A 1,797-nucleotide genomic window follows, 5' to 3' on the forward strand; every position below is an offset into this window, starting at 1 on the left:
GTGTTCAGGGTGCACACAGGAACCTCCGAGAGGCATGAGTGTGGAGGGGGAAGCCGTGAGCCAGGCCAGGGGGTGGTTGCTCTTCGGCGGGAGGGCAGCAGGCGCCTACTGCGCTGAACCAAAGCGTGTCTGACGATCCATCGGATCGACCTGGAACGACCCTAGCGCACCCGCTCTTAAAGTTAATTCGAATGCGAGAAAGTTCCCCCATCAGTGGGACACTGGCTCCTGGACCAGCAGAGAGGACGCCATGGCCCTTCGAACCCCGACGCTTCGACAGCGCCGCCTCGGCTCCGAGCTGCGGAGGATGCGAGAGCAGGCCGGCTTCGGCGGCAGCCACCTCGCCAGGCTGCTCGGCGTGACGCCCGCCCTCGTGACCCAGATGGAGAACGGGAAGTCCGCTGTCAGCCCGGAGCGCCTGCGTGAGATCGCAGAAGCCTGCATGTGCCTCAACGAGCCCTTGATCGATGCGCTCGAAGGCATGACCAGGGAACGAGAGGTCGGCTGGTGGGAAAAGTACAGCAGCCTGACCATAGATCTGCTCGATGTGGCAGCGATCGAGGCCCATGCTCAGCGGATCTCCACCTTCTCGATCACTTTCATGCCCGGACTGCTCCAGACCCCTGCCTACGCAGCTTCGGTTTTCGATCGTGCAGTCCCTCCACTCCCGCGCTCTGATGTTGACCTTCGGCTGGCCTTCCGCTTGCAGAGGCAGCAGGTCATCAGGGCTGGAGGCACTCCCTACACGGCGTTCATCCACGAAGCCGCGCTGCGCATGCAGTTCAGCGGGCCGAAGGCGCTTGCCGAGCAGCTCGGAGCCCTCATCACGGACTCCGAGAGCCCGGAGATCTCTGTTCGAGTCGTGCCGTTCACCATTGAGTCGCTGCCCGGCCCCAGCGAGAACTTCGTCTACACCGAGGGCCCGGTTTCCGAGCTGGACACCGTGCAGATCGACATCAGCTTCGGGTGTCCACTCTTCGATGCACCCTCCGACCTGGCGAGCTACCGCGAGATCCTCGACCGGATGGCGGCAGTGGCGCTGTCGGAAGATGACTCTCGCGACTTCATCCGGACCGTCAAGAAGGAGATAGAGGGCAATCATGAATAGCCCTGTGTGGCAGAAATCCAGTTACTCAGGTTCCAGCAACGCATGTGTTGAGGTGCGGGCCATCGCTGGTGTGATCGAACTCCGCGAGTCCGACGAGGGTGACGTCATCGTCCGCACTACCGCCCGCAAGCTCGCGGCCCTCCTCCAGGGCGCGAAGGCTGGCGAGTTCGACCACCTGCTGACCACCGGTGTCTAGCGAACCGTTCCGGCGGCCCCTTGCTCCTCCGCAAGGGGCCGCCGAAAAATCGATGGCCGGGTTCGGCAGTACCCGATGAAGATCGCTGGATGCATCCCTTCCTGCAGACCGACCGTCTCCTCCTGCGGCCGTTCACCGAGGCCGACGTCGACGACCTCTACACGCTGGACAACGACCCCGAGGTCATGCGTTTCATCAACGGCGGCAAGCCGGCGGACCGCGAGGCGATCCGCACGCGGACCCTGCCCCGCCTCCTCCACGTCCACCCGTGTTCGGGTACCCGGGGCTTCTGGGCGGCCCAGGAGAAGACCACCGGTACGTTTCTGGGCTGGTTCGAACTCCGCCCGCTCGACGACCACGATCCCGCCGTGGTCGAACTCGGCTACCGGCTGAACCGGTCGGCCTGGGGCAGGGGTTACGCCACGGAGGGTTCGCTGGCCCTGATCGGCAAGGGGTTCGCCGACCTCGGGGTGGAGCGGGTCACCGCGAACAC

The 1,797-nt window shown here is 64.6% G+C and carries 3 protein-coding genes; all 3 read left to right on the forward strand.

What is annotated here, in order from left to right; translation table 11 throughout:
- Positions 1-250 precede the first annotated feature (250 nt).
- Positions 251-1,108, forward strand: coding sequence for a helix-turn-helix domain-containing protein (locus ACIQOV_RS40065; RefSeq protein WP_401055887.1), 858 nt, complete (start codon positions 251-253; stop codon positions 1,106-1,108).
- Positions 1,101-1,304, forward strand: coding sequence for a DUF397 domain-containing protein (locus ACIQOV_RS40070; RefSeq protein ID WP_401055889.1), 204 nt, complete (start codon positions 1,101-1,103; stop codon positions 1,302-1,304). Before ACIQOV_RS40065 ends, ACIQOV_RS40070 begins: the two co-directional genes overlap by 8 nt.
- An 89-nt stretch (positions 1,305-1,393) precedes the next feature.
- Positions 1,394-1,797: GNAT family N-acetyltransferase (locus ACIQOV_RS40075; RefSeq protein WP_401055891.1), on the forward strand; the 404-nt coding region annotated here is incomplete at its 3' end.

It is taken from the genome of Kitasatospora sp. NPDC091257, assembly GCF_044757675.1.
Taxonomy (GTDB): Bacteria; Actinomycetota; Actinomycetes; order Streptomycetales; family Streptomycetaceae; genus Kitasatospora; species Kitasatospora lactacystinica.

Coding starts and splice junctions, on each gene's coding strand:
- ACIQOV_RS40065 (WP_401055887.1), top strand. CDS start 251: ATGGCCCTTCGAACCCCGACGCTTCGACAGCGCCGCCTCGGCTCCGAG.
- ACIQOV_RS40070 (WP_401055889.1), top strand. CDS start 1,101: ATGAATAGCCCTGTGTGGCAGAAATCCAGTTACTCAGGTTCCAGCAAC.